This is a genomic window from Paenibacillus sp. J31R109 (assembly GCF_059692055.1).
Window position 1 is genome coordinate 389,927 of record NZ_JCAUAR010000001.1, and the last position, 26,597, is coordinate 416,523.

Below are 26,597 nucleotides of genomic sequence, written 5' to 3' on the forward strand. Positions count from 1 at the left end.
CGGCTTTTCATCATGCAATTCACCTTTCATAAATGTAATTATAAAAAATACAGTTTTGACGATTTCAGGGCTACCGTGTACAATCAAAAGATAGTTGTTTTATTTGTTCTGAAGAGGAGACACTAGTCGCATATGCAAATGGAAACTTTTCATTGGAAGAAAAATCAAATACTGGCGGAAGATTATATAACGGGAAAAGGCAATGCGAAAGCGTTGTTTCCGTATCATTTTGGAAATGAAGAAGATTGGCAAGCTCGTGTCACTTGGTTGGATGAAGCTCAGGATGCACCGCATGTTCATCGTGAGCGTCTTGTAGAGGTGCTAGAGGCCTACAATAGACGTGTAGGGAATACAGAGGCGGCTTTCGCCCATATAGCGGCTCTAGGCGACAAGCAAGCGCTAGCTGTAGTGGGTGGTCAGCAAGCAGGGCTGTTTGGCGGCCAACTCATGATCTTGTATAAGGCAATCACCCTTATTCAATCCGCTCGTGAATGGAGTGCCAAGTTAGAGCGTCCCGTTGTGCCTATTTTCTGGATAGCTGGCGAGGACCACGATTTCGACGAAGTCAATCATGTTCATGTTCTTTCTAACGCGCAGCAAATCGAAAAGTTGAAGGTAGATCATCCTACAGGAGGAAGGACTTCTGTGAGCCGCCTGCCATTAGCCTCTGACGCGTGGGAAGAGGCTTTGAATAAGTTAGATCGGTCTTTGATGGATACGGAATTCAAAGCTTCTTTGTTAGACAAAATGCGTTCGGCTTCAGAAGGCGAAGCAACACTTTCAGAGGCATTCGCTCGTTGGATGGCCATGCTGTTTGGCGAGTATGGTCTTGTATTGATTGATTCCGATGATCCTGCACTCCGCGCGCTGGAATCTTCGATGTTCGAAGCCATTATTAGGCAGAATGCGGCTTTAGCTGGCGCCTTGATGCAAAGTAAAGCTGAGGTTAGTCAAGCTGGCTACGGGATTCAAGCAGAGGTTCATGAGCAAGCTGCGAATTTGTTTGTTTTTGCAGAAGGAGCGCGATTGCTGCTTCAGCGCGAGGGTGATCAATTTTTGGATAAGAAACATATCGTCAACTACTCGAAAGATGAGCTTCTGGATAAAGCGATAACCACGCCTGAACAGTTAAGTAATAATGTAATGACGCGGCCGCTTATGCAAGAGTTTTTATTCCCGGTTTTAGCGACCGTTTTGGGTCCTGGTGAAATTGCTTACTGGGCACTTACGAAGCAAGCGTTTGAACATTTTCACATGCGGATGCCGATTGTCCTGCCGCGTATGGAATTTACACTGATTGAAGGTACGATTAAGAAACAGATGGACAAATATGAGCTCGCATTGACAGACGTTATTGAACGTTTTGACGAGAAAAAGCAAGCTTGGTTGGATGCGCAAGACACGCTTCAGCTTAATGAGCGATTTGAGGATGTAAAAGCGTCCTTCTTGAGTGCGTATGCTCCTCTAGTAGAGTCACTTAGTGTCATTAACCCTGGAGTGAAGAAACTGGGAGATACGAATCTGGCTAAAATCGTGGAGCAAATCGAATATTTGCAACATAAAGCTAGCGAAGCGTCTCACACGCAATTCGATGCGGCGATACGTCAGTTAGACCGTGTTCGACTCACGATATTTCCGTTAGCCAAGCCCCAAGAAAGAGTGTATAATGGGTGTGCTTATCTGAATCGTTATGGGAATGTTTGGCTACATACATTAATACAAACGCCGATACCCGTAGATGGCTTGCACCGTATCTATTATTTGTAGGAGGAACGAACATGACAACGGCAACAAACAGTATTGTAACAGACATGGCGTTAGCGCCAGATGGTCATTTGAAAATTGATTGGGTTCAAGCGCATATGCCGGTTTTGAATCGGATTCGTGAGCAATTTGAGAAAGAGCAGCCTTTTAAAGGCTTGAAAGTTACGATTTCTTTGCACTTGGAAGCCAAAACAGCTTACTTGGCAAAAGTCGTTCAAGCTGGTGGTGCGGAAGTAACGATTACGGGAAGTAACCCGCTTTCCACACAAGATGATGTTTGCGCGGCGCTTGTGGAAGATGGGATTACTGTATTTGCGAAATACAACCCAAGTCCTGAAGAATACAAAGAACTTCTTATTAAATCATTGGAATCCAAGCCTGATCTAATCATTGATGATGGTGGTGATCTCGTTTCACTCTTGCACTCTGAGCGCAAAGACTTGGCCGTTAATGTTCGTGGTGGAGCAGAAGAAACTACAACAGGTATCCTTCGTTTGAAAGCGATGGAAAAAGACGGGAAGCTTGGTTTCCCGATGGTTGCTGTTAATGATGCTTACTGCAAATACTTGTTCGACAACCGTTACGGAACAGGTCAATCCGTTTGGGATGGTATTAACCGTACAACGAACTTGGTTGTTGCAGGTAAAACGGTTGTTGTTGTAGGTTACGGCTGGTGTGGTAAAGGTGTGGCTATGCGTGCAAAAGGCTTAGGCGCTAATGTTATCGTTACTGAAATCGATGCGATCAAAGGCGTAGAGGCTTACATGGATGGTTTCGCAGTCATGCCGATGATTGAAGCAGCTAAACTAGGTGACTTCTTCGTAACCGTAACAGGCAACCGTGATGTTATTCGTGGTGAACACTACAAAGTGATGAAGGATGGCGCCATTCTTTCTAACGCAGGACACTTTGATGTTGAAGTGAACAAACCAGAATTAGAAGCATTGTCATCTTCCAAACGTACCGTTCGTCGCAACATTGAGGAATATCAACTGACAGATGGTCGTAAAATTTACGTGCTTGCTGAAGGTCGCTTAGTTAACCTTGCAGCTGGTGATGGTCACCCGGCAGAAATCATGGACATGACATTTGCGCTTCAAGCGATGTCCTTGAAACATGTGAATGATGCCTACCAATCGCTTGGTAATACAGTCGTTAACGTTCCTTATGTACTAGATGAGCAAGTAGCTCGCTTCAAGTTGGAATCACTAGGTACTAGCGTTGATGCGCTATCTGATGAGCAAAAAGCTTACCTAGACAGCTGGGATGAGCACTAGAATTTGATAGGAAACCCCTTTAGTCCACTTGTGGATTGAAGGGGTTTTATTTGTTGAGGATGAAGATGTAGTTTTCCAGTTAGATTGTGGAAAGGTTTGTACGGTTTGCTGATCCTCTGTTCAACCATCAGCCTCTTAACGTAGTTAACTACTTTATTTTCTTCGTCAGTCGGATCCCATGCAACTTTCGTCAATCACATTCCGTTAAGAGGGTGGATAACCTAAAAATGGAAATGGGGGGCTTGGTAAAATGGGGGGTAAGACCAGAACAAGTTTAGCTTTGATGATCGTGCTGTGTCTGTTGACCGTGGGGGCGCTTGCTGGATGTAGTGCGTCCTCAGAGAGCAAACAGGACACGTCTGCATCGTCTGCAAAAAGCGAAATGAACAGCGTGAAATCGTCGACAGCGACTACGGATCAATTAGCAGTCGCCAAAGATGCTGCTCCTGCAGCTGATGCGAAGGTAGCGCCTGTGGCAGGTGCAGCATCCGTCGGTAAGGCGGCTGCGCCCAACGTGGTCATGTCAGCGAGCGGGAACGATCAAGAGGCAGGCTTTAACCGTAAGCTCATTTATCGAGCGAATCTAGTCATGCCTGTTGAGGATTACGCGAAAGCACAAACTCAGCTGCGCGATCTCGTTGCCTTAAGCGGCGCTTACATTTTGCAATTTTCGGAAAATGCGAATACGGGGGAAAAGGGCGGAACCTACACCATTAAAGTAGCAGCGAACGGTTTTGTATCCATGCTGGACGGTCTAGAGAAGATCAGCCCCGCACTACAAAGAAATGTGCAAGGACAAGACGTGACGGAAGAGTACGTGGATCTTAGCTCTCGTTTGACAGCCAAACAGCTCGTTGAAACGAGGCTGCTTAGTTTCATGGAAAAGGCTTCGAAAACAGACGATCTCCTGGCATTTTCGAACGAGTTAGCTAAGGTGCAAGAGGCGATAGAGCAAATCAAAGGCAGAATGCGCTACTTGGACCAAAATGTTTCGTATTCAACAATCGAACTGCGCATGTATCAACAAACAGGCAAAAAGCCGCTTCTTTCTGACCCGAATGAACTAACTTTAGCGGAACGCGTTGAGAAGGCATGGGGCTCAAGTCTGAATGTATTGGTCGCTGTCTTACAAGGAGTCCTCGTATTTCTGGCTGCCGCGGTGCCAGTTTTGGTGATTTTAGTCTTGATTGGCATCCCGATTTGGGTATACAGACGCAAGCGGAACAGGCATTTGAAGGAATTACGTTTGCAGCTAAAAGAACAAAATGATACTGAACGAGCACTTGATGTGACCGAACAAGGAACAAAAGGCACAGAATAGACCTAAAAAATGAAAAAAATTAATTAATCCTGCTAACTAAGCAGGATTTCTTTTATTTTTAGCGAATATTGATTCAAATGTGGTGGAAAGTGGTACAAAGTGGAGGGAAAGGGGGCGAGATGCTATGTTTATGGGTGAATATCAACATAGCATTGACGAGAAGGGCCGAATGATTATCCCGGCTAAATTTCGTGAAGCCCTTGGCGAAGCTTTTGTCATCACCCGTGGATTAGATCAATGTTTATTCGTTTACCCACAATCCGAATGGTTAATTCTCGAACAGAAGCTGAAAGCATTGCCATTAATGAAGTCAGATGCACGTGCCTTTACCCGTTTTTTCTTCTCAGGTGCAACCGAATGTGAGCTAGATAAACAAGGACGAGCCAACATTCCAAGCAATCTCGTCGACCATGCCAAATTAGAGAAAGATTGTGTCGTGATCGGTGTTTCTAATCGTGTGGAGATTTGGAGTAAGCAAGTTTGGGAAAGCTATGCCAATGAGTCTGAACAATCATTCAATGAAATAGCAGAGAAGCTGGTCGATTTTAATTTTGATTTATAGAAGTATCGTGTTTAAAAATAGGCTTATGAAGTCAGTTTTGCTAAGGCAAAACTTTTAGGAGGACAACTAGTGTTTCATCATGTGACTGTACTAAAAGAAGAATCTGTAGAAGGTTTACATATAAAACCTGATGGTGTTTACGTGGATTGTACAATGGGAGGCGCTGGGCATAGCTCACTAATCGCATCCCAATTAGGTCCCGATGGGTTGCTGATTGCCCTTGATCAAGATGATATCGCTCTGGCCAACGCGCAAACCGTGCTGGCTCCTTATCTGGATCGTGTAGCGATTATCAAAAGTAACTTTAGAGACATTGAATTAGTCTTACGTGGAGTTCCCAAGGCGATGCGGGATGGAAAGCCGCAGGTGGATGGCATTTTGTTCGATCTAGGCGTATCCTCTCCACAACTGGATGATGGTGATCGTGGCTTTAGCTACAACCAGGATGCTGAGCTGGACATGAGAATGGATCGCGACACATCCTTAACAGCCAAAATAATCGTTAATGAATGGCCAGCTGAACAAATAGCACGAATTCTATTTGAATATGGCGAAGAGAAGTTCTCAAGACGTATCGCTGGTGTGATTGTGGAAGCGCGAGCGAAGAAACCGATCGAAACGACTGGGGAACTCGTTGAGTTGATCAAAGAGGGGATCCCAGCGGCCGCTAGACGGACTGGTGGTCACCCAGCGAAACGAAGCTTCCAAGCGTTGCGAATCGCCGTGAATGATGAGCTTGGAGCGTTTGAAGAGGCGCTGCAGCAGTCGCTTAACTGTCTAGCTCCTCAAGGTCGTATTGCGGTGATAACCTTCCACTCGCTAGAAGACCGAATTTGCAAGCAATTTTTCGTTAAAAATGTGGAGAAATGTACCTGCCCGCCTGCTTTTCCAATGTGTGTGTGCGAAAAAGCTGGGGAGCTAAAACTAGTAACCCGCAAACCCATTTTACCTAGTGAACATGAACTGGAAGTGAATCAGCGAGCCAGATCGGCTAAGCTGCGTATAGCAGAAAAGCTTTAAACCAAGGGAGGAATAAGCAATGTCATCCTATATCCAAGGCAATTTGGCACTTGATCCTAAACGCAAACCGAACCCGCAACAGCGTGTAAAGATAAAAGAAACAACCAAAGTTGTTTATCGCAACTCCTCATTGCCTGCACAAGAAAAAATGCTTTATTTATTCACTGTCGTCCTTTGTGTCATTGTTGCCGGTGTCATCATTTGGCGGTTTGCAGCCATCTATCAGATGAACGCGAACATTCTCAAAATGCAAGGTGAGATTCGTGAAATTCAGGCGCAGAACAGCGCCCTTAAGCAAGTAGTAGAGAAACTTCAAAGTCCTGATCGTTTAAAAGAGGAAGCTGTACGCCTCGGGTTTAATGTACAAGAGCAGAAGCAAGGTAATGTCGTAGCACAATCGACGACAACTACGAAATCGAAAACGAGTTCATCAACGGCTTCGACGAGTGGCAAAAATACGAAATCAGCTTCTAAACCGTAACAGGCAGGTACTCATATGACTAAAAAAATTAAGTTGCGTTCATTGCTAATCGGAGGGTTTTTTACCCTTCTTTTTGTTGTCCTCATGGTTAAAGTCTATTGGATTCAAGTAGTAGAGGCCTCTTGGTTGCTAGAGAAAGCCGAGAAGAGATGGGAAACAGATAAGGTGTTAGCGCCAGTTCGCGGGTCCATTTTGGACCGTAATGATAAGGTGCTTGCCGTAGAAGCGACTGCCTATACGATCGCCTTAAATCCTAAGGTAATCGATGCGTTACACATTGCAGAAGATGTCACCCAGGGGTTAGCGGATATTTTGAAGGAATCTGAGGCGAAGCGCGCCGAACTCGTCAATAAGATCCGGGAAAGAGCAACGAAAAAAAATCTTGATGGTACAGATTTCGCTGCAAACGTAGAAGTGAGAAACGAAGGTTGGAAGATAGACAAAGAGAAAGCGGATCAAGTCCGTGTACTCATCACTGATCTTCAAACGAAGCTAAAATTGGGTTCTAGAGCATTGGTGGGAATTTCCATTTTGGAGGATAAGAAGCGCTACTATCCAGGTGAAACCTTAGCCTCGCATATCCTTGGATATACGAACAAAGAAGGCGAAGCAGCACAAGGGATGGAGCTGAAGTTAAACGATACACTCAAGGGTGTTCCAGGAATGCTGAGCTATGAGAAAGATGGGAAAGGCGTGGAGCTTCCTGATGCCAAGGTAAACTTTAAGCCTGCTGAAGACGGCAATAATGTGAGGCTTACCATTGATAAAAACATTCAATTTTACTTAGAGAGTGCATTAGCTAAAGTAAATGACAAGTGGCACCCGAAAAGCTTAACGGCCATTGCAGTGGATCCCAAAACGATGGAAATTCTAGGAATGGCCAATACTCCTACCTTTAATCCAAATACATATTGGAATTATGATCCACAGAAAGATTTTAGAAATGGCGCTATTTCTTCCAGGTATGAGCCCGGTTCTACCTTTAAGTTAGTTACCCTTGCAGGTGCTGTAGAAGAAGGGGTATTCAATCCGACGGAAACTTATCAATCGGGTGCAATTAAAGTGTCTGACCGTATTCTCCATGACCATAATCTTGTTGGGTGGGGGAAGATTACTTTTTTAGAAGGACTCAAACGGTCTAGTAACGTTGCCTTTGTAAAGCTGGGGATTGAGAAACTGACTCAGACAAAACTTAGTAAATACATTGAAAAGTTTGGCTTCGAACAGAAAACAAACATTGACATGCCAGGTGAAGTTTCGGGCCTTATTGATATGAATTATCCATCGGAGTTTGCAACAGCAACCTATGGACAAGGGAAAGTCGTTGTAACGGCCATTCAACAAACGGCAGCTTACGCAGCCATCGCCAATGGCGGTAAATTGATGTGGCCACACATTGTCAAGGATATTGTCGATCCGAAAACTGGCAAAGTGGTAACTGCTTTTGAGCCGCAAGTGATTAGACAAGTGGTGAGCCCTCAGACAGCTGCGACGGTAAGTGGCTATCTAGAGCAAGTTGTTTCGGACCAAGAAGTCGGGACAGGTAAACTTGCTTATATGGAGGATTATCGGATAGCGGGGAAAACAGGGACGGCGAACATCGTACTTCCTGGCGAAAAAACGTACTCATCTGATACGTGGGTGATCTCGTTTATTGGCTATGCGCCAGTAGAGGATCCTCGCATTTTAATTACATTGATCGCAGATCAACCTGATCTTGGCGGAAACTATCATTTAGGTGGACAGGTTCTAGCACCTGCCTTCAAAGAAATCGTAGGCGAGTCTCTGCAATATATGGGTGTGCCGTCAAGTAAAAAACCGAAAACTGTTACCAAAGAAGCGAATCGTCTGAATGTACCGAATTTATTGGATGTTTCTTCTGCGAATGCCAAAGGAACGGCCAAGGATATCGGTCTGTCTCTTGAAGTATTTGGTAAAGGGGAGAAGGTAGTTGATCAATTCCCGAAGGCGGGTACTCAAATTTTGTCTACACAGCAAATCTATGTTGCTATGCAACCCGTTGAGGAGATGCCGCTGCCGAATCTAGTAGGCAGATCGCTGCGTGATGCTGTAGAGACGTGCTCCTTCTTCAAGATTGATTGTCAAACCTCTGGAGAAGGCTATGTATCTGAGCAATCTGCAGCTGATGACAATCGAGCAGTTACCCTGCAACTTAAGCCGCTTGGAGATAAATCAGCAGCGACAGGGTCTACATCTAATGCTACGCCTGCAGGCTCACCTACGCCTTCACCATCACCGAATGCCAAAACTGAAACGCAAAGATCAACCGCAAATAAGCCGTGATCGTGAACAGCTTGTTCTAACCCCTGGTTGTCCCGAATAGTCATGTTAGGAATGAACATGACAATAGTGGGAAGGGAGACTGAACGTTCATGCGGGCTTCTAACGTTACCGTTCGTCGCAGATTATTTACGGCGTTAATCATTGGAACAGTTATCTTTACAGCACTTATCATTCGTTTAGCCTATGTTCAACTTTGGATTGGACAAGAACTCGCGATTAAGGCGGAGGAAAGCTGGCGAAGAGAGATCGCTTTTGCGCCTAAACGGGGTGAAATTCAAGACCGCAACGGGTTAACCTTGACGTATAGCATGAGTACACCTACGATTGTGGCTATTCCCGTGCAAATTAAAGATCCCCGTGCCACTGCAGCTAAGCTGGCAGAAGTGCTCGAAGGCAATGAAGAAGATATTTTCAAACAAATAACTAAAAAAACCTCGCAAAACAATATAAGACCTTCTGGTCGTAAAATTTCGATTGAAAAAGCGCAAGAGGTTAGAAAGTTGGAATTGCCAGGTATCGTTGTAGCAGAAGATAATAAGCGTTATTATCCCTATGGATCTCTTGCAGCCCATATCCTTGGATTTGCGGGGATAGATAAAGGTCTAACTGGTATAGAATCCAAATATAATTCACAGTTAACAGGCCTAGCAGGAAGTATTTCCTATATGACAGATGCTGCAGGTCGCAAATTATTAGGAACGACAGATGTGTATACACCGCCTAAAGATGGACTGAATGTGAAGTTAACCATCGACAGTCATTTACAATCGGTTATGGAACGCTCGCTAGATCAAGCCATGGTCCAATATCAAGCGCAAAACGTCATTGCGATTATGATGGATCCGAATACCGGTGAAATCTTATCGATGGGTAGTCGTCCGACCTATGATCCTAGCAAATATATGGAGTCACCAGCAGAAACGTATAATCGAAATTTACCTATTTGGAAAACGTACGAGCCCGGTTCTACGTTCAAAATTATTACCCTTGCCGCAGCGCTTGAAGAAAAGAAAGTAGATCTGAAGAATGAACAATTCTTTGATCCAGGTGCCATTGAAGTTGGGGGCGCTAGGTTGCGTTGTTGGAAACGTGGTGGACATGGCAGTGAAACGATGCTGCAGGTTGTTCAGAACTCATGTAACCCGGGTTTCGTCGTGATGGGACAACGTTTAGGAAAAGAGAAATTGTTTGATTATATTTCCCGGTTTGGTTTTGGTAAAAAGACAGGGATTGACCTCGGCGGAGAAGAGAACGGAATCATGTTCAAACCGTCCCAGGTAGGTCCTGTTGAGTTGGCAACGACGGCTTTCGGTCAAGGGGTTTCCGTTACACCGATACAACAAATTACAGCTGTTTCAGCTGCGATCAATGGCGGCAAGCTGTTTAAACCTTATGTGGCCAAATCCTTTTCCAATCCAGATACGGGAGAAGTGGTCGATGTCGTAGAGCCAGAGCTAGTACGCAATGTCATCTCTGAGGATACGTCTCGACAAGTGCGAGAAGCGCTGGAGAGCGTTGTAGCGAAAGGGACGGGTCGCAACGCATTTATAGACGGGTACCGTGTCGGCGGGAAAACAGGAACCGCACAGAAAGTTATCAACGGACGCTATTCGCCAGATGAGCATATCGTGTCATTCATCGGCTTCGCGCCAGCGGATAATCCCAAAATTGTTGTGTATGCGGCAGTGGATGATCCGAAAGGGATTCAATTCGGAGGTCTGATTGCAGCACCTTTAGTAAGGGATATTATGGCAGACGCTTTACGCTATATGAAGGTAGAACCTGACAAAAATCAACTTGACAAAGAGTATCGATATGGAGAAATTCCAGTTGTTGAAGTTCCGGACTTGGTTGGAGCGTCAGTTGATGATATATTAGAAGACCTGAACATGAATTTCAAGCTAGCTAAGTCAGGAAATGGGAAGTACGTCATCTCTCAAGCGCCTAAAGCAGGTTCAAGAGTAGATCAAGGCTCAACGATCCGTATTTTCTTATCCGATGTGGATCCTGAGAAGTAGGAATTTTAATAGAAATAAAAAAAAGATTTGCGAAGAAGACATGTTTGGCTTTTCTACACGCATAAAATTGTCCATAATAGATAGGGAATTCAAGGAAGAGAGGGTTGCTTATGAAACTGCAGGAGCTTGCTTCCGCACTGCTCATTACCCATATACATGGCGATAACAATACGGAGATTACGGGAATTGAGGCAGACTCTCGTAAAATAAAGCCTGGGGATTTGTTTTTCTGTATTCCCGGATTACTAGTAGACGGTCACGACTACGCCCCTAAAGCGATTGCGCTAGGGGCTTCTGCGCTTGTAACGGAACGCGTATTGGACGTTACTGTCCCGCAGCTTGTTGTGAAAGATGCCCGTTATGCGATGGCAGCTCTTTCTGCTCACTTTTTCGGGTATCCGAGCAAAGAGATCAAAATTATCGGTATTACTGGAACGAATGGGAAGACAACGTCCACGTACATCCTTGAGAAGATCATCGCGGATCAAGGCTATGTGACAGGGCTAATGGGCAATATCCATATCAAAATTGGTGATAACTACATTGTAAATAAAGCGACGAATACACAGGAATCGATTGAGCTTCAGCGTATACTGCGAAATATGGCCGATCAAGGCGTGCAATACTGTGTGATGGAGGTTACGTCAAACGGCTTAGATATGGGAAGGGTGAAAGGGGTCCATTTCCGTTCGAGCATTTTTACGAATCTAACGCAAGACCATTTGAATGAACACAAAACGATGGAAGCCTACGCTGCAGCTAAAGGTTTGTTGTTTGGAAGACTTGGGAATGGTTTTTCCGCTGATCCAGATGCCAGACAATACGCCATTCTCAATGTAGATGATGAAGCGTCGCACATGTTGCACAAATTAACAGCTGCACAAGTCATTACATACGGGATCGAAAAGGAATGCGATGTGCGGGCTACGAACATTCGTATCTCGGCCAAAGGAACTGAATTTCAATTGAAATCTTTTGCTGGTGATGCGTTCTTGCGCATGCAGTTAGTAGGCAAATTTAATGTATACAATGCGCTGGGAGCCATTGCTACTGCGTTAGCAGAGGGGTTCGCACTAGAAGCCATTCGAGATAGTCTAGAAGGCATCGCATTTGTGGAAGGCCGGATGGAAGTTGTGAATGAGGGGCAGGATTTCCTGGTTCTAGTTGACTACGCACACACGCCAGACGGTTTGGAGAATGCCCTTTCTACAGTACGTGAGTTTGCTGAAGGCAGGATTATTACCGTTTTTGGGTGTGGCGGTGATCGGGACAGAACGAAGCGTCCTATCATGGGAGAAGTCGTTGCCAAGTATAGTGACTTTATATATGTGACGTCAGATAACCCGCGTACAGAAGATCCGGAAGCGATTCTTGCGGATATTGTACCAGGTTTAATAGGTATGCATTACCCAGAGAATCAGTATTTGTTACTGGCAGATCGCAAAAAAGCGATACAAAAGGCTATTGAAGGGGCAGGCCCTAAAGATGTAATATTGATAGCGGGAAAAGGCCACGAAACGTATCAGGATATCATGGGTGTTAAGCATGATTTCGACGATCGTTTGGTGGCTAAGGCTGCGATAAGGGAGAGAACACAATGATTCAGCGTACATTAGGTCAAATTGCAACGATGCTCCGCAGCGAAGTGCCCGGTGTTCTTGGTGAGATTGCGATAACAGGTGTTTCAACAGATACGCGTTCCATTCAGGCTGGCAGTCTGTTTATCCCGCTAATCGGTGATAATTTCGATGGCCATGATTATGTAGGAGATGCTTATCAAAAAGGAGCCGCAGCTATTCTTTGGCAAGCGGATCACGGCGCGGTGCCAGCTGGTATTCCCTGTATCCTCGTTGAGGATACGCTTAAGGCTCTCCAAGACTTGGCCAAAGCCTATCGCAAAGAGCTTTCTGTACGTATCATCGGGATTACGGGAAGCAACGGAAAGACGACTACTAAAGATTTGGTAGCCGCCGTGCTGGGCAGCACTTATCAAGTTCATAAAACGAAGGGCAACCTGAATAATCATATTGGTTTACCCCTAACGCTTCTGCTTCTTGAAGAATCGACGCAATTTGCTGTCGTAGAAATGGGAATGAGTGGACGTGGGGAGATTGCACTGCTGTCTGAACTGGCGGAGCCAGAAGCTGCCATTATTACAATGATCGGCGAATCGCATATGCTGCAACTAGGCTCACGAGATGAGATTGCACGCGCCAAGGCTGAAATCGTGACAGGCATGCCACAGGATAGCTTAATCATTTATAATGGCGATGAGCCATTAATTGAACAAGCACTGGGCGAACTTGATCTACCGACAGGTTTGCGCCGCACTCGCTTCGGCCAAGAAGAAGGCAATGATCGCTTTCCAAAGGATATCCGTATGGATGCGGAAGGGGCATATTTCTCCATTAACTCACCGGATTACCCGGAATTGTTCATTCCGTTGCTCGGTACGCATAACGTCGTGAATGCGTTAGCGGCTATCGCCGTAGGCGAGACCTTCGGCGTCTCGCCAAGTGCGATTGCAGCGGGGCTTCGCGCGCTGCAGATGACAAGCATGCGCATCGAGAAGCTCACGGCAGCCTCTGGGCTGACTGTGCTTAACGATGCGTACAATGCCAGCCCCGCCTCGATGCGGGCGGCGATTGCCTTGACCGAGCAGCTGAGCGGCTTCGGTCGGAAGTTCCTCGTGCTCGGCGACATGCTGGAGCTTGGCGAGCACGAAGAGCAGTTCCATCGCGGCATAGGCGCGATGTTGTCTCCGGAACGTGTAGACTACGTCTTCACGTTCGGGCGTCTCGGCCGCTTCATCGCAGACGAAGCGGCTCTGCACTTCCCGGCGGCGCAGGTGCGCGCCTACGACGACAAGGCGCAGCTCGCGGAGGAGCTAGCAGCGCTCGCTCGCGCCGAGGATCTCGTGCTCGTGAAGGGCTCGCGCGGCATGCGGCTTGAGCAGGTTGTCCATAGCTTATTAGCCTAAAAGTACTACCCTCAAATTGGCTGTGCCAATTTCGAGGCTTCCATAACGCTGTCCCCTTAGAAGGACATCGTTATTACAGGAGAAATGAGCAGGGGGAACCAACGTGGAAAACGCAGTATTATTAACAATGGGTGTGGCATTTGTGCTCGCGCTGATCATGGGGCCATTATGTATACCTATTTTACGACGAATGAAATTTGGGCAACAAATCCGTGAGGATGGCCCGCAAGGACATCTCAAAAAACAAGGTACGCCAACAATGGGCGGCGTCATCATTTTGCTTGCGCTTTCCTTGGCAACGCTTCGGTTTGCGGACAGAAATATAGATTTGCTAATCCTTTTAATAGCCTCGCTGGGGTACGGTTTAGTTGGATTCTTAGATGACTATATCAAAATTATTTTTAAACGCTCTCTGGGACTTACGGCAAAACAAAAGCTTTTCGGTCAGTTATTGATTTCTGCCATTGTCTGTTATTTACTTATTATGCAAGGACACAGCACTGATATTTATATTCCATTTGTTTCTTATCATATGAATGCAGGTTGGTTGTATTTCCCGCTTATGGCAATCCTAATGCTAGGGGCTTCGAATGCGGTTAATTTCACAGACGGCTTGGACGGCTTGTTAGCAGGGACAAGTGCAATTGCATTTGGTGCCTATACGGTCATCGCAATGAATAACACACAGCCAGAAGCAGCCATTTTCTCAGCAGCCATGGTTGGTGCCGTACTTGGATTTCTTGTTTTCAATGCTCACCCAGCTAAGGTGTTCATGGGAGACACGGGTTCACTAGGAATCGGCGGTGGACTTGTCGCAGTAGCGATCTTAACGAAAGCAGAACTGCTTCTTGCGATTATTGGCGGTGTATTTTTGATCGAGATCCTATCCGTTGTAATCCAAGTCGTATCGTTCAAAACAAGAAAGAAACGTGTATTCAAAATGAGTCCGATTCATCATCACTTTGAATTGGTTGGTTGGTCCGAGTGGCGAGTTGTTATTACGTTCTGGGTTGTGGGTCTCGTACTTGCTGTGCTCGGATTATATATGAATGAGGTGTTGTAGAACATGAAGCATCCGCGGGATTATCGTGGACTTGAAGTGGTTGTACTTGGCTTGGCTCGCAGCGGTGTCGCTGCAGCTAAGCTTTTTCATCAAAAGGGAGCAATCGTCACTGTCAATGACAAAAAGGATCGAAGTGCATGCCCTGAAGCCGACGAACTGGAGGCTCTGGGTATTTCTGTTGTATGTGGGTTTCATCCGGAGTCCCTCGTGCATGATGGGGTTGCGCTCGTTGTGAAAAACCCTGGCATCCCCTATTCCGTAGATCCGATTCGGAAAGCGGAAGCGCTCGGCATTGAGGTCGTGACAGAGGTTGAGGTCGCCTATCAATTCTGTGAAGCTCCCATCATTGGGATTACAGGCTCAAATGGGAAAACCACGACTACTACGCTTATCGGCTTGATGTTGGATAAGGCTGGTTTGAAACCGGTAGTGGCAGGGAATATTGGCCGCGCGTTAACCGAGGCTGCGCCTGAAGTCACAGCGGAGAATTGGATGGTAGTGGAATTAAGCAGCTTCCAGCTGAAAGGGACAACAGCGTTTCGTCCAAACATTGCGCTATTTCTAAATCTCTATGAAACTCATTTGGACTACCATGGTAATATTGAAGACTATATTGCGTCCAAGGCCAAAATATTCGAGAATCAAACAGAATCGGATACTGCGATTCTGAACTGGGACGACGAGGTATGTCGTCGATTGGTACCAACAATTAAGGCGAAGCAGCTTCATTTTTCATTGCAAGAAAAGCTGGCCTTAGGTGCTTATTTGGATGCGGAAACGAACTGCCTGGTTTATGCGAATGGCCAAGGGGATGTTCAAACGATATTACCTGCGGACGAGATGGGCATACCAGGTAGCTTTAACGTAGGGAATGCATTAGCAGCGGCTTTAGCGGCGATTACAGCAGGTGTAGAACTGACTACGATTGCTGAGGTGTTAAGGAACTTTGAAGGCGTAGAACATCGTCTAGAGCTTGTTAGAGAACTTGATGGTGTTACCTTTTATAATAACTCTAAATCAACGAATGCTAGCGCGACGATTAAAACGATAGAGGTCTTTAAACAACCTGTTGTTCTCATTGCAGGTGGCTTGGATCGCGGATCGGATTACATGGAATTGCTGCCGATTTTACGCGAACAGGTTAAAGGCGTGGTCTCCCTGGGGCAAACCAAAGAAAAAATCAAGCATATTGCCGAACTGGCAGGGATTAGCAAGGTCCAAACCGTCGATACTGCTAAGGATGCAGCGGACGCGGTTGCACAAGCCGTGCAGCTTGCCTGGCAAATGAGTGAGCAAGGGGACATCGTTCTTCTCTCTCCTGCTTGTGCGAGTTGGGATATGTTTCCATCCTATGAGGACAGGGGACGCATGTTTAAGGAGTCCGTGCATAACCTTTAAGTAGGGCTTATCCACACGAAAGGACTAGTTTTCGATGACGAACCGTTGTCTATTAACTTGTCTTAGTAGGGGGAGCCCACAACTGACAAAGAGGTGTCTGCAATGGGTAAAGCACGCTCCGCTCCTGACATTTGGATTATTATTCCAACCTTGCTGCTTTTGACAATCGGCGTTATTATGGTCTACAGCGCAAGCAGTGTACTTGCATTTCGTGAGTTTGGTGATTCTTTTTATTATTTAAAAAGACAACTCATCTTCGCGGTTCTAGGAATCGTCGCGATGTTCTTCACCATGAATGTTGATTATTTGGTATGGAAACGTTTTGCCAAATTGGCACTGATTATTTGTTTTGGCATGCTCGTTATTGTATTGATTCCCGGTATCGGGGTCATTCGTGGTGGAGCCAGAAGCTGGTTAGGGATTGGTGCATTCGGGATTCAACCATCTGAATTTATGAAAATCGGGATGATTCTTTTTCTTTCTAAAATGTTGTCCGAAAATCAATCCAAAATCACAACATTAACCAAAGGGTTAATGCCGCCGCTAGGAATTATGGGATTAGCATTCGGTCTCATCATGCTTCAACCTGATTTAGGAACAGGGGTTGTCCTTGTCGGTGCTTCCCTATTAATTATCTACACAGCTGGTGCAAGATTGCTTCATCTCTCATATCTAGGTATGATAGGGGTTGCGGGTTTTGTTGGGCTAGTCATCGCCGCCCCGTATCGCCTGAAACGGATCACAGCCTTTCTTGACCCTTGGCAGGATCCGCTTGGCGCAGGCTATCAATCTATTCAATCCCTGTATGCGATAGGACCAGGAGGTCTTGTAGGCCTTGGACTTGGCATGAGTCGGCAGAAGTATAGTTACTTACCAGAACCGCAGACTGATTTTATTTTTTCTATCATTGGCGAAGAACTCGGTTTTATTGGCGGCAGCTTAGTCCTGTTGCTTTTCACCATCTTAGTATGGCGGGGAATGCGTGCAGCGATTACGGCGCCGGATACGTTTGCCAGTTTAATTGCAGTAGGAATTATCGGCATGATTGCCGTTCAAGTTATTATTAACATCGGTGTTGTTATTGGGATGTTTCCAGTAACGGGAATTACACTGCCTTTCATAAGTGCAGGGGGGTCTTCATTGACACTCATGCTGACATCTGTCGGTATCCTGCTTAATATATCCCGCTATTCGAGGTGACAGGGGAATGAAGACGATCGTATTTACCGGAGGAGGCTCCGCTGGGCATGTAACCCCTAACTTAGCTCTGATGCATAAGCTGAAGCAGTTAGGTTGGGATGTGAAGTACATTGGTTCTGCTACAGGTATTGAAAAAGACATCATAGATCGAGAAGGGGTTCCTTTTTATCCAATCTCATCAGGGAAATTGCGTCGGTATTTTGATCTCAAAAATATGAAAGACCCGTTCAAAGTCATAAAAGGTGTCTATGAATCCTATCGGTTGATCAAACGTTTGAAGCCCGCCATTGTCTTCTCAAAAGGCGGGTTCGTTTCCGTTCCCGTCGTTCTTGGGAGTCGAATGAACAATATTCCAGTCATTATTCATGAATCCGACATGACGCCAGGATTGGCGAATAAAATTTCAATTCCATTTGCAACGAAGGTCTGTGTAACGTTTCCAGAATCCCTTTCGCATATTAAGGGCGGAAAGTCAGTTCTTACTGGCTTGCCGATCCGTGAACATATCAGCAGTGGTAAAGCATCGCGAGCACTTCAGTTATGCGATTTCCATACACAGAAGCCCGTGATCTTAGTCATGGGTGGAAGTTTAGGCTCGCAGGTACTTAATCAGGCTGTACGTGCTAACTTAAGTCGTTTGCTCCAACAATTCCAAATCGTGCATTTGTGCGGCAAAGGGAATGTAGCTTCAGAGCTGCTTACGACTCGTGGTTATAAGCAATTTGAGTATTTGAACGAGGAACTCCCAGATGTGTTAGCGATGACAGACCTTGTTATTTCTCGTGCAGGGGCAACGTCTATTTTTGAATTTCTGGGCTTGGAAAAGCCGATGCTCCTCATACCGCTTTCCCGCCAGGCAAGTCGTGGTGACCAAATTTTGAATGCTGCATCTTTTCAGAAGGCAGGATATGCCGATGTGATTCAAGAGGAGGACTTAACCGCCGACGGACTTGCCTCGCACGTTGAGGAGCTTTACAAGAACCGAGAGGCTTATAAAGCAGCGATGCAATCACGCAATGAGAGTGATGCCGTTGCAACCATCGTGAAATTAATTGAAGCGCACAGCAAATCGTTTTGAATTTGTTAAAGCGTATAGGCGATTGTCACACTCTATCCGATTTTACATAAACTACACTATAACCGTGACAGACACCTAAGGCTTCCTAAGTGAGCAAGATCGAAGACCGGCCAACTTCGTAAAGTTCCTTATGAATGAAATGTTGGAATTCCTAGTTGAAGATCATACATTTCGCCCTATGTTCTGTGAAGGAGGTTTTCCCATGCAGAAGTTAATAGCCGACTTAAAGGCATCAAATATTGGCGAGATAAGAACGAATGAACGACTGGCTCCATATACCACTTGGAAAATCGGCGGTCCGGCTGATTGCTTGATTATTCCCCATTCCAAAGAGCAGGTTGCTGCTGCCATCAAGTTTCTTCATGAGCGTGGCGAACCTTGGACAATAATTGGGCGGGGCTCCAATTTGCTAGTTCGAGATAAAGGGATTCGTGGCGTTGTAATTAAACTAGGTCAGGCGTTGGATACTCTACGCTTTGACGGAGCGATGGTTTACGCAGGAGGTTCCTATTCGTTCATTAAATTGTCTGTACTCGCAGCCAGAGAAGGTTTAACCGGTCTGGAGTTTGCTTCAGGGATTCCCGGTTCTGTGGGAGGCGCCGTCTACATGAATGCAGGGGCTCACGGGTCCGATGTGTCACGCATACTCAAGCAGGCTGAAGTCATCCTGGACACAGGGGAATTGGTCGTCATGCAGGCAGAAGATTTACAATATGCTTATCGACATTCTATTTTGCACACATTGCCTGGCATTGTAACCGAAGCTGTCTTTGAATTACAGGTTGGAGACCGCAACGAAATCGCCGGTGCCATGGCTGCTTACCGAGATCGACGTCTTCGCACGCAACCCCTGCAATTGGCTTGCGCAGGAAGCGTGTTTCGCAACCCCGTAGGGGGCTTCGCAGCCAAACTCATCGAAGAAGCAGGCCTTAAAGGCAAACGTGTCGGTGGAGCAGAGATCTCTATGCTTCACGCCAATTTCATTGTTAATACAGGAGAAGCTACAGCCGAGGACGTTCTCACGCTTATCAGTGAGGTGCAGCAGATCGTAGAGCAAGTTTACGGGATTAAGCTGGTACCTGAGGTTCTGGTAATGGGTGAGAGGTAAATCGGAGGTGGAATTTTGGAGAAGCTCGTTATCGAAGGTGGAAGACCCCTTACGGGTGCCATCCAGATACACGGCGCTAAAAACGCCGCATTACCCATATTAGCTGCGTGCTTACTCGCTAGTGGCACACATACTTTACACAATGTTCCTAATCTGCTCGATATCGACACCATGCTGCGTATTCTACGCTCACTTGGTTGTCGAGCTGAGCAGCAAGGAGATACGGTAACCATTACAACGTCCACAGTTCATTCCTCCCACATCCCCGAAGAATTGATGGGGCAGATGCGCTCTTCCATCTTTCTTATGGGTCCACTACTCGCTAGATTCGGCAGTGTCACTGTGTATCAACCTGGTGGCTGTGCGATCGGCGAACGTAAAATCGATTTGCACCTCAAAGGATTGCAAGCTCTCGGAGCTGAAATTGAAGAATTTTCCAATAGAATCGTTTGCACGGCAGAAACTCTCTTAGGTAATGAAATCTTTTTGGACTTCCCAAGTGTTGGGGCGACCGAGAATATTATGATGGCCGCCGTAAAAGCGGAAGGCACAACAACGATTTATAATGCTGCGCGAGAGCCAGAGATTCAAGATTTACAGAATTTTTTGAATGCGATGGGTGCTGACATTATCGGTGCCGGATCGGATACGATCACGATTCGCGGTGTTACTACGCTTTCGCCTTGCACGTATCGGATTATTCCTGATCGAATTGTTGCAGGTACCTTTCTAGTCGCTGCAGCGGCAACCAGAGGGAACATTACCCTAGAAAGAGTAAATCCTGCTCATTTGACCTCGGTCATCCATGTGCTTAAGCGTGCAGGTGTTCAAATCATTGCTGACGGTGATATAATACATGTAAGCTGCAAGGCAAGGCCCAAGGCAGTTGAACGTATCGTGACTTCGCCGCATCCTTCTTTCCCGACGGATTTACAATCACAGGTCATGGTGCTGTTATCTCTAGCAGATGGACTTAGTGTGATGAAAGAAACGATATTTGAAGGTAGATTTAAGCACGTGGATGAATTGTCTCGAATGGGAGCGGATATTCGCGTAGACATGAGTTCAGCCTTCATCCGTGGTGTTCCAAGGTTGTATGGAGCAACGGTTGAAGCCACTGATTTACGGGCTGGTGCTGCTCTTGTAATCGCCGGTCTGGCTGCGCATGGCACAACGATCGTTGAACAAATTCATCACATTGATAGAGGTTATGATAGGATTGAACATATGCTAGTCAGACTTGGGGCATCTGTGCTTCGACAAGCGCCGGTTCCAAGTGAGTAATATCTTGTGTCTAATCGCGTATCCCTTCCTGTTATCAGGAGGGGATTCACGATTTCCCATTACGTCGTCATTCATATAACTAGGTGGTGCCCCTCTTGTCCGAAGATAACAAAGTACCAACGCTGCCGGTACCTAAGCCGCGAACGCGTACGAATCGGAAACTGCTTTCATTTTTAATTATTTTCTTTCTTACAGTGTTGATAATTTTGTTTTTCCAATCCTCACTTAGCCGGATTAGTCGTATTGAAGTAGAGGGGAATGTCTTATTAGGGTCTGACGTAATTGGACAAGCCAGCCATGTTGCTATTGGGGACCGGTTCTTCGCAGTGAGTTCAGCAACAATAGGTCAACGCATCTCTACAGTGCCTATGATTAAGAAGGCCACCGTGAAGAAAGTATTTCCTGGCGTGATTCACATTCAAGTTGAAGAATTCCCTAAGGTGGCTTTTCAGATTGATCCTGATGGGAAGAAGCAAGCCGTTCTTGCTGATGGCAGCGTCATTACACTGCCGGCTGGCAGTGGTGTTCCACTCGATATGCCAATTTTAACGGGATGGGCGGACAATGATCCGAATAAAGCAGCGCTTTGTAAAGTACTTGGAGAAATCCCGCAGAGTGCTTTATCCGATGTTTCCGAAATTAAGCCAGATCCTTCGGAATCTTACCCGGATAAGATTAAGATATACACACGCTCCCAGTTCGAAGTTCATACGACGATTGCCTATTTGCCAGATAAAATTGATAACTTACCAGGTTATGTAGCTAGCTTAGTAGAGGATCATATTACAAATGGAATCATTACGATGCTTGAAGCTGAGTACCATTCACCATTCGCAACTACTAGTGAAGGCAAGACCGATTCCAAAACAGATACCAAGACGACACCGAAGCCAACGCCAAAACCATAACAACTGTAACTGTGCGGGTTTTCTTACAAAAAATCGCAGTAGAGACTACTCAATCTCTGAAAAAAATGTTAAAATTAGTTTTATGGTTAAATAGGCTCTATCTGCTTACTCTATTTTTTCTTATGATTACTAGACAAGTTCACATGCATTTCACAACAATTAGATGAGAAATTAAAGCCGGTTTTTAAATGCAAAAAAAATGTAGAAAAAAGAGGGAATATGGCGGTTGTGTGGAATACGTATAGGAGTATTTGTGAAGATTTTGCAATCTTACCTAAGTTACAGGAGGTGCCAGGGGCTTGAGCAACAATGATATCATTGTTAGTTTAGACATCGGTACATCCAAAGTTCGAGCTATTATTGGGGAAGTTGTTAACGGAACCATTAATATAATAGGAGTGGGATCTGCCGAGTCAGAGGGTATTCGTAAAGGCGCAATCGTTGATATTGATCAAACTGTGTATTCCATTCGCAGTGCGATTGATCATGCAGAACGAATGGTCGGTATACAAATTTCCGAGGTTTACGTTGGAATTTCAGGAAATCATATTTCTCTTCAATCGAGTCACGGCGTTGTTGCAGTCTCAAATGAAGACCGCGAAATCGGAGAAGAAGATATTGATCGTGTCATTCAAGCGGCAAGGGTCATCGCATTACCTCCCGAACGTGAAATAGTTGGAGTTGTACCTAAGCAATATTTGGTTGATGGTCAAGAAGGCATTAATGATCCACGCGGTATGATTGGAGTTCGTCTGGAAGTAGAAGCGACGATTATTACTGGCGCGAAGACAGGCATACATAATTTAATCCGAGTTGTGGAAAAATCCGAACTGAAGGTTGCAGGGCTTATATTAATGTCTCTCGCATCTGGTAATTTGGCACTTTCCAAAGATGAGAAGGCTGTGGGAACTGTATTAGTGGATATCGGTGCTGGAGCTACAACAATTGCTGTCTTTGACGAAGGTAATTTAGTTGCAACGTCAACGATTCAAATTGGTGGAGAATTTGTCAGCAATGATATTTCAATTGGTTTGCATACACAGTTAGAAATTGCTGAGAAGATCAAGCTAAAGTATGGCTGTGCATGCGTTGATGATGCCGCGCCCGATCAAGTGTTTAAAGTGACGAGAATGGGCAGCAATGTTGAAAAAGAGTTCTCTCAAGTTGACCTTGCTAATATCGTTGAGCCTCGTGTCGAAGAGATTTTTCAATTGATTCGTGCCGAAGTTCATCGTTTGGGATATGGTAATCTTGCAGGTGGCTATGTACTCACTGGCGGCACGGTTTGTATGCCAGGCATGCTGGCGATTGCACAATCCGAACTGTCTACATCGGTTCGTATTGCAGTGCCTGATTTCATTGGGGTGCGTGATCCTTCCTATACAAGTGGTGTTGGTATTATTCAATTCGTCTCCAAATACATGAAGAATCGTAATTCAGGTTCAACCAAAAAACCGGTGACCAAGACTACCAAAAAATCCTCCGATAGTCAAAAGCCTGGTTTGGTAGAACGAGTTAAAAATTTCTTCAGTGAATTCATTTAGTGAACGTTAAGTTAGGGGGATATGGCTCATATGTTTGAATTTGATATGGATTTAGACCAATTGGCTCAAATTAAAGTCATCGGTGTTGGTGGCGGCGGTAGTAATGCAGTTAATCGCATGATCGAAAATGGTGTTAAAGGTGTTGAATTTATCACCGTTAATACGGATGCACAGGCGCTTCACTTGGCCAAGTCCGTACATAAATTGCAAATTGGCGATAAATTAACCCGCGGTTTGGGTGCAGGAGCGAATCCTGAAGTCGGGAAGAAAGCAGCAGAAGAGTCAAGGGAGACGATTCTGAATACACTTCGCGGCGCAGACATGGTTTTCGTAACAGCTGGGATGGGCGGCGGTACAGGTACTGGCGCAGCACCGGTTATTGCGGAAATCGCAAAAGAGGTTGGGGCACTTACCGTTGGTGTTGTAACACGACCGTTTACTTTCGAAGGACGCAAGCGTTCCTTACAAGCGGAGCAAGGGATTGCAGCTTTGAAAGAGAAAGTAGATACGCTTATCATTATCCCGAACGATCGTCTACTTGAGATTGTTGACAAAAAGACGCCGATGCTTGAAGCATTCCGCGAGGCGGATAATGTACTTCGTCAAGGTGTTCAAGGGATCTCAGATTTGATCGCTGTACCTGGACTTATCAATTTGGACTTTGCAGATGTCAAAACGATTATGACGGAACGCGGTTCTGCCCTTATGGGGATTGGTGTCGCGACAGGTGAGAATCGTGCAGCAGAAGCAGCGAAAAAAGCGATTTCAAGTCCATTGCTAGAAACTTCAATCGAAGGGGCACGTGGTGTTTTGATGAACATCACAGGCGGTATGAACCTTAGCTTGTACGAAGTTAACGAGGCTGCTGATATCGTAGCATCTGCTTCTGACATTGAGGTTAATATGATCTTCGGTGCTGTAATTGACGATAAGCTAAAAGATGAGATTCTAGTTACGGTTATCGCAACGGGTTTCGAACATAAAGCGGCTCCAATCCATCAGTCTATCAAACGTCCGGTTTCACCTGGTCAGCCTGAGCCAACATCAGCTCCTGATAATCGTTTGAATAATCTCAAACCATTTGGTGCTCAGCCTTCCAATGATCAATTAGATATTCCGACTTTCTTACGCAATCGCGGACGGAATACTGACAAATAATAACATAATAATTGTCTAGAGACCGAAGCCCTACTTGATGTAGAAGCTTCGGTTTTTTGTTGTTCCATAAGCTTTTTTCCTGTGGACGAGACCGCGTCAACTGACAAAAAAAGTAGATTCCTACTAGCATGTTTAGACAGACTTTGAACTTGGAATCCAATATACTGATTTAGAAGCGGAAAGTTTTGTCAGGAAATTGCTAGATAGTGTCCTTCGTGGAGGTGAGCATGGCATGGTCGTCTATGCGGATCTCATCTTCCTACTGAACTTTGTGGTGGATGCGGCCTTACTAGTCGTGACGGCAAAAACGCGAAAAATAGCGTTCACATGGTGGAGGATTGCACTTTCTGCAACATTAGGAGCATCCTATGTCGTCATGATGTTCTTACCAGTGCCAACCTTGCTTTTTACATTTTCTGTGAAATGTATGTTTTGTATAGGCATGATTATGACCGCTTTTGGTTACGGTTCCTTACAAAATTTATTGCGGAATATGGGGACATTTTTGCTCATCAACTTTGCTGTTGCTGGAGGTATGTTCGGCATCCATTATGTACTCGCTTCTTCTTCCGATGTGATGAAGGGAATCGTATTTACCCAATCAGGCGTGGCGGTCTTTCAATTTCAAATTGGCAGCATCCTGTTTGTGATTCTTTTGTTACTTCCGCTTGTGTGGTGGTTTCGAACGGTGTTCCAAAGTAGTAAACAACGCGAGGTTATGACGACGTATTTGGCAGAGGTCACCATTCATATAGGTGATTTCCAGGCTACGTGTAAAGGTTTAATCGATACCGGTAACCAACTGTACGACCCACTGACGCGTACGCCTGTTATGGTCATGGAGGTTTCAGAATGGGGAGATGTGCTGCCAGACCAATGGTTGCAACGAATACGCTCATCCGATGTAGATCAGATAATTAGCGGTCTAGGTGTTGAGGAGTTTATCTGGCAGGATCGGTTGCGACTCGTACCTTACCGTGGCGTCAATCGAAATACCCAATTCATGCTGGCTATTAAACCTGATAAGGTGGTGATCATTCATAATGATTCGCATTTGGAGGCGACGAAGGTGCTGATTGGGCTAGATGGAGGAAAGCTGTGCAGCGATGGTACCTATCAAGCCATTATTCACCCTGCTTTGATTCAAGCTGGTTAATAGACCAACATTTAATGACCCAAGAGAGCTTCGACGGCAAAACACAGTTCATTTTTACAAAGTCAGTTTTCCAATGGAAAACGCAGCTTAGCTTACGATGAAAGTTTTGCCATGGCAAAACTCTTAGGAGGAAACTAACATGTTCTTGAAGTGGAAACTGCTATTTCAGCTAATGTACTATCGTATTTTGATGATGCTAGGACTCAAAGGTGAGGAAATCTATTACATAGGTGGTAGTGAAGCCTTGCCACCACCGCTTACGCGAGAAGAAGAAGAATACTTATTGGAAAAATTACCATCCGGGGATGCGGCTATTCGAGCTATGTTAATTGAGCGTAACCTGAGATTGGTTGTCTATATAGCGAGGAAATTCGAAAACACAGGGATTAACATCGAAGATCTAGTTTCGATTGGCGCTATTGGTTTGATTAAAGCTGTCAACACATTCGATCCAGAGAAGAAAATTAAATTGGCTACCTACGCTTCACGGTGTATTGAGAATGAAATTCTGATGTATTTGCGCCGGAATAGCAAAATTCGAACAGAAGTTTCATTTGACGAACCTCTGAATATTGATTGGGATGGCAATGAATTGCTGCTGTCCGATGTACTTGGTACCGAGAATGATACCATTTATCGTAACATTGAAGAACAAGTGGATCGGAAGCTTCTGCATAAAGCACTTGATAAACTAAGTGAACGTGAGCGAATAATCATGGAGCTGCGCTTCGGATTACAGGATGGGGAAGAAAAGACTCAAAAAGATGTTGCGGATCTACTCGGTATTTCGCAATCTTATATCTCTAGATTGGAAAAACGCATTATTAAGAGGCTTCGCAAAGAGTTTAACAAGATGGTCTGAAAATTTTTTTTGGCGGTAAATGTCGAAATTGTTCAGCAGTCACGGGAGGGAGCGAGTCAGTACCCTTTTGTCAAGTGGCTGAGCAGGGGATAGGGCAGGAATAAATCAACC

General features: G+C 45.4%; 21 protein-coding genes. All 21 read left to right on the forward strand.

The window, feature by feature from the left end; translation table 11 throughout:
• Positions 1-132: 132 nt before the first annotated feature.
• The 21 genes from bshC to sigE all read left to right on the forward strand — a co-directional run bounded on the left by bshC (position 133) and on the right by sigE (position 26,486).
• Entirely contained in the window at positions 133-1,767 is a 1,635-nt protein-coding gene (gene bshC, locus AC58QT_RS01650; RefSeq protein WP_497407443.1) for a bacillithiol biosynthesis cysteine-adding enzyme BshC, read from the forward strand.
• A gap of 11 nt (positions 1,768-1,778) precedes the next feature.
• Positions 1,779-3,041: an adenosylhomocysteinase gene (locus tag AC58QT_RS01655; RefSeq protein WP_497407444.1), complete on the forward strand. Its 1,263-nt coding sequence runs from the start codon at positions 1,779-1,781 to the stop codon at positions 3,039-3,041.
• A 250-nt stretch (positions 3,042-3,291) separates the two neighbouring features.
• A complete protein-coding gene (locus tag AC58QT_RS01660; RefSeq protein WP_497407445.1) occupies positions 3,292-4,362 on the forward strand; it encodes a DUF4349 domain-containing protein in 1,071 nt (356 codons plus the stop codon).
• A 124-nt stretch (positions 4,363-4,486) separates the two neighbouring features.
• Positions 4,487-4,924, forward strand: a complete 438-nt coding sequence (gene mraZ / locus AC58QT_RS01665) for a division/cell wall cluster transcriptional repressor MraZ (protein WP_056612672.1) — start codon at positions 4,487-4,489, stop codon at positions 4,922-4,924.
• A gap of 69 nt (positions 4,925-4,993) precedes the next feature.
• The gene (rsmH, locus tag AC58QT_RS01670) at positions 4,994-5,944 is read left to right on the forward strand and encodes a 16S rRNA (cytosine(1402)-N(4))-methyltransferase RsmH (protein ID WP_497407446.1); all 951 of its coding nucleotides are present in this window, start codon (positions 4,994-4,996) and stop codon (positions 5,942-5,944) included.
• A gap of 19 nt (positions 5,945-5,963) precedes the next feature.
• Complete coding sequence (locus AC58QT_RS01675; RefSeq protein ID WP_310227007.1) at positions 5,964-6,425, forward strand: septum formation initiator family protein; 462 nt, start codon at positions 5,964-5,966, stop codon at positions 6,423-6,425.
• A gap of 15 nt (positions 6,426-6,440) precedes the next feature.
• Positions 6,441-8,729 carry a penicillin-binding transpeptidase domain-containing protein gene (locus tag AC58QT_RS01680; protein WP_497407447.1) on the forward strand — a complete coding sequence of 763 codons (2,289 nt, stop codon included), beginning with the start codon at positions 6,441-6,443 and terminating at the stop codon, positions 8,727-8,729.
• An 89-nt stretch (positions 8,730-8,818) separates the two neighbouring features.
• Positions 8,819-10,747, forward strand: a complete 1,929-nt coding sequence (locus tag AC58QT_RS01685; protein ID WP_497407448.1) for a stage V sporulation protein D — start codon at positions 8,819-8,821, stop codon at positions 10,745-10,747.
• Positions 10,748-10,857: 110 nt separating this feature from the next.
• Complete coding sequence (locus AC58QT_RS01690) at positions 10,858-12,348, forward strand: UDP-N-acetylmuramoyl-L-alanyl-D-glutamate--2,6-diaminopimelate ligase (RefSeq protein ID WP_497407449.1); 1,491 nt, start codon at positions 10,858-10,860, stop codon at positions 12,346-12,348.
• Entirely contained in the window at positions 12,345-13,727 is a 1,383-nt protein-coding gene (locus tag AC58QT_RS01695) for a UDP-N-acetylmuramoyl-tripeptide--D-alanyl-D-alanine ligase (protein ID WP_497407450.1), read from the forward strand. Before AC58QT_RS01690 ends, AC58QT_RS01695 begins: the two co-directional genes overlap by 4 nt.
• A gap of 127 nt (positions 13,728-13,854) precedes the next feature.
• Positions 13,855-14,790, forward strand: a complete 936-nt coding sequence (mraY, locus tag AC58QT_RS01700) for a phospho-N-acetylmuramoyl-pentapeptide-transferase (protein ID WP_497286620.1) — start codon at positions 13,855-13,857, stop codon at positions 14,788-14,790.
• 3 nt (positions 14,791-14,793) lie between these two features.
• Positions 14,794-16,188 carry a UDP-N-acetylmuramoyl-L-alanine--D-glutamate ligase gene (gene murD, locus AC58QT_RS01705; protein ID WP_497407451.1) on the forward strand — a complete coding sequence of 465 codons (1,395 nt, stop codon included), beginning with the start codon at positions 14,794-14,796 and terminating at the stop codon, positions 16,186-16,188.
• 102 nt (positions 16,189-16,290) lie between these two features.
• On the forward strand, positions 16,291-17,388 hold the full coding sequence (gene spoVE / locus AC58QT_RS01710; RefSeq protein ID WP_310227017.1) for a stage V sporulation protein E: 1,098 nt from the start codon (positions 16,291-16,293) through the stop codon (positions 17,386-17,388).
• A gap of 7 nt (positions 17,389-17,395) precedes the next feature.
• A complete protein-coding gene (gene murG / locus AC58QT_RS01715; RefSeq protein ID WP_497407452.1) occupies positions 17,396-18,466 on the forward strand; it encodes an undecaprenyldiphospho-muramoylpentapeptide beta-N-acetylglucosaminyltransferase in 1,071 nt (356 codons plus the stop codon).
• 202 nt (positions 18,467-18,668) lie between these two features.
• Positions 18,669-19,574 carry a UDP-N-acetylmuramate dehydrogenase gene (gene murB, locus AC58QT_RS01720; protein WP_310227021.1) on the forward strand — a complete coding sequence of 302 codons (906 nt, stop codon included), beginning with the start codon at positions 18,669-18,671 and terminating at the stop codon, positions 19,572-19,574.
• 15 nt (positions 19,575-19,589) lie between these two features.
• Positions 19,590-20,858 (forward strand): UDP-N-acetylglucosamine 1-carboxyvinyltransferase, encoded by a 1,269-nt coding sequence (gene murA / locus AC58QT_RS01725; RefSeq protein ID WP_310227023.1) that lies wholly within the window; start codon positions 19,590-19,592, stop codon positions 20,856-20,858.
• A 95-nt stretch (positions 20,859-20,953) separates the two neighbouring features.
• The gene (locus tag AC58QT_RS01730; RefSeq protein WP_497407453.1) at positions 20,954-21,766 is read left to right on the forward strand and encodes a cell division protein FtsQ/DivIB; all 813 of its coding nucleotides are present in this window, start codon (positions 20,954-20,956) and stop codon (positions 21,764-21,766) included.
• Positions 21,767-22,065: 299 nt separating this feature from the next.
• Positions 22,066-23,310, forward strand: a complete 1,245-nt coding sequence (gene ftsA / locus AC58QT_RS01735) for a cell division protein FtsA (RefSeq protein ID WP_497407454.1) — start codon at positions 22,066-22,068, stop codon at positions 23,308-23,310.
• Positions 23,311-23,340: 30 nt separating this feature from the next.
• A complete protein-coding gene (ftsZ, locus tag AC58QT_RS01740; RefSeq protein WP_310227030.1) occupies positions 23,341-24,468 on the forward strand; it encodes a cell division protein FtsZ in 1,128 nt (375 codons plus the stop codon).
• Between the two features lie 232 nt (positions 24,469-24,700).
• Positions 24,701-25,624 carry a sigma-E processing peptidase SpoIIGA gene (spoIIGA, locus tag AC58QT_RS01745; protein WP_497407455.1) on the forward strand — a complete coding sequence of 308 codons (924 nt, stop codon included), beginning with the start codon at positions 24,701-24,703 and terminating at the stop codon, positions 25,622-25,624.
• Positions 25,625-25,763: 139 nt separating this feature from the next.
• Positions 25,764-26,486: an RNA polymerase sporulation sigma factor SigE gene (sigE, locus tag AC58QT_RS01750; protein WP_310227034.1), complete on the forward strand. Its 723-nt coding sequence runs from the start codon at positions 25,764-25,766 to the stop codon at positions 26,484-26,486.
• The last annotated feature ends 111 nt before the right edge of the window (positions 26,487-26,597 follow it).

Coding starts and splice junctions, on each gene's coding strand:
- bshC (WP_497407443.1), top strand. CDS start 133: ATGCAAATGGAAACTTTTCATTGGAAGAAAAATCAAATACTGGCGGAA.
- AC58QT_RS01655 (WP_497407444.1), top strand. CDS start 1,779: ATGACAACGGCAACAAACAGTATTGTAACAGACATGGCGTTAGCGCCA.
- AC58QT_RS01660 (WP_497407445.1), top strand. CDS start 3,292: ATGGGGGGTAAGACCAGAACAAGTTTAGCTTTGATGATCGTGCTGTGT.
- mraZ (WP_056612672.1), top strand. CDS start 4,487: ATGTTTATGGGTGAATATCAACATAGCATTGACGAGAAGGGCCGAATG.
- AC58QT_RS01675 (WP_310227007.1), top strand. CDS start 5,964: ATGTCATCCTATATCCAAGGCAATTTGGCACTTGATCCTAAACGCAAA.
- AC58QT_RS01680 (WP_497407447.1), top strand. CDS start 6,441: ATGACTAAAAAAATTAAGTTGCGTTCATTGCTAATCGGAGGGTTTTTT.
- AC58QT_RS01685 (WP_497407448.1), top strand. CDS start 8,819: ATGCGGGCTTCTAACGTTACCGTTCGTCGCAGATTATTTACGGCGTTA.
- AC58QT_RS01690 (WP_497407449.1), top strand. CDS start 10,858: ATGAAACTGCAGGAGCTTGCTTCCGCACTGCTCATTACCCATATACAT.
- AC58QT_RS01695 (WP_497407450.1), top strand. CDS start 12,345: ATGATTCAGCGTACATTAGGTCAAATTGCAACGATGCTCCGCAGCGAA.
- mraY (WP_497286620.1), top strand. CDS start 13,855: ATGGGTGTGGCATTTGTGCTCGCGCTGATCATGGGGCCATTATGTATA.
- murD (WP_497407451.1), top strand. CDS start 14,794: ATGAAGCATCCGCGGGATTATCGTGGACTTGAAGTGGTTGTACTTGGC.
- spoVE (WP_310227017.1), top strand. CDS start 16,291: ATGGGTAAAGCACGCTCCGCTCCTGACATTTGGATTATTATTCCAACC.
- murG (WP_497407452.1), top strand. CDS start 17,396: ATGAAGACGATCGTATTTACCGGAGGAGGCTCCGCTGGGCATGTAACC.
- murB (WP_310227021.1), top strand. CDS start 18,669: ATGCAGAAGTTAATAGCCGACTTAAAGGCATCAAATATTGGCGAGATA.
- ftsZ (WP_310227030.1), top strand. CDS start 23,341: ATGTTTGAATTTGATATGGATTTAGACCAATTGGCTCAAATTAAAGTC.
- spoIIGA (WP_497407455.1), top strand. CDS start 24,701: ATGGTCGTCTATGCGGATCTCATCTTCCTACTGAACTTTGTGGTGGAT.
- sigE (WP_310227034.1), top strand. CDS start 25,764: ATGTTCTTGAAGTGGAAACTGCTATTTCAGCTAATGTACTATCGTATT.